1 protein-coding gene is annotated in these 1,390 nt (G+C 44.9%); it reads right to left on the bottom strand.

Annotated features, from left to right (window positions below):
- The coding region (gene tnpC / locus QUB61_RS39455) for an IS66 family transposase (RefSeq protein ID WP_333136924.1) at positions 1–1,368 on the bottom strand (1,368 nt) is incomplete at its 3' end.
- Between the last annotated feature and the right edge of the window lie 22 nt (positions 1,369–1,390).

Raw genomic sequence — 1,390 nt, forward strand, 5'->3', positions numbered from 1 at the left:
ACAAGTCTGAATCACAGATAACAAATCAGCAGTTTGTTCAAACCGAGACATTGACCGGGAGCCCCCAGATACCTTACGTTTAGTCACGGCTAATCGCAAAGAACGTTCTGCCAAATTATTATCAGGAGGAATGGATGGATGGTCTAAAAAGTACCACCACTGTTGCGCTTTCTCACGCAACGAGCGCAGTAACAGTCCAGCAGCATGACCAACATGACCTTGCCAAGTATTTAACAATTCTGCCAACCTGGTCTTAAAGTCCCTTGCCCAAGTCTGATAATCAATCTCTTGGGGGTGTTCCCGCCATTGTCGATGTTGTCGAAATGCCTCATCAATTAATTCCAAAAATGCAGAAGCGACGACACTGTTATTACCGTGGCGTATAAGCAGAACTTTCTTAAAATGTCGCCGTAGATGGGCTAGACATTTTTGTTGCGCTCCCACAATCACACCGTTATATACGCTAAAATCATCGGAACTCAACACACCGGCAAATTCATGCCCCAGCATCGTCTCTAATTCGGCTCTACTGCGAGTGTCTGCGGCATGAAACAGGCAAAAATCTTGACCCGTAGCTGTCCATAACCATTCTTTGACTCCCTTGACACACCACGGAGTTTCATCCACATGGACGTTGGCTTGCAATGGTGCCCATTGCCATAGCTCTTCAACGGCAGGCTTTACAGTATCAGCTACCCGCGCGTTTGTTGCTTGTAATGTCCCTATCCCAATTTCGATTCCACCTAGTTCGCGCAGGAACTCTTGTTGTTTTTCATAGGATATGTGCCCATAATTACCTAACCATACCAATAATGCTTGTAGGTCGATGCTTAAGTCTTGCCCTGGAACTATCCCTGATGCTGGTGCACCCATCACCATTGCTCCACATTCATTACATTGACATTTGACTCGTTGATATTCCACCACTTCAATTGGTAAGGCTGCTAAACACGCTACTTGCTGCTTGCTATAACCAATCGCATCACTTAATTCAGGGCTACCACAATGCTCACAATACTCAGGAGTGCTGATTTGATATCTATCTACTCGCCCAAATCCTTTTCGGCTTTTACCGATATGTCCCGGCTGTCCTCCTGGTTTGCGCTTTGGTTGGGACTCTGACTCTGACTCTGACTCTTTTGAATTGTCAACTTTGGCTGTCTCGGATTTCTGTATCAGATCGCTCGATGGTGGTTTTGATGATGTTTTACTATTACTGGGCTGTCTCTCTTGGAGCTTTTCGAGCTTTTGTTGTAATTTTTCAATCAGCTTCTGTTGGGTTAGCACAATTTTGACCAGCTCCTCACGGCTCAACTGGTCAACTATTTCTAATTTTAGTGCTGCTGATAACTCTGGCTTTTCGCTCATCTGACTACATTACCATATTTTT

It is taken from the genome of Microcoleus sp. C2D2 (assembly GCF_036702495.1).
In the GTDB taxonomy this organism is placed as follows: domain Bacteria; phylum Cyanobacteriota; class Cyanobacteriia; order Cyanobacteriales; family Microcoleaceae; genus Microcoleus.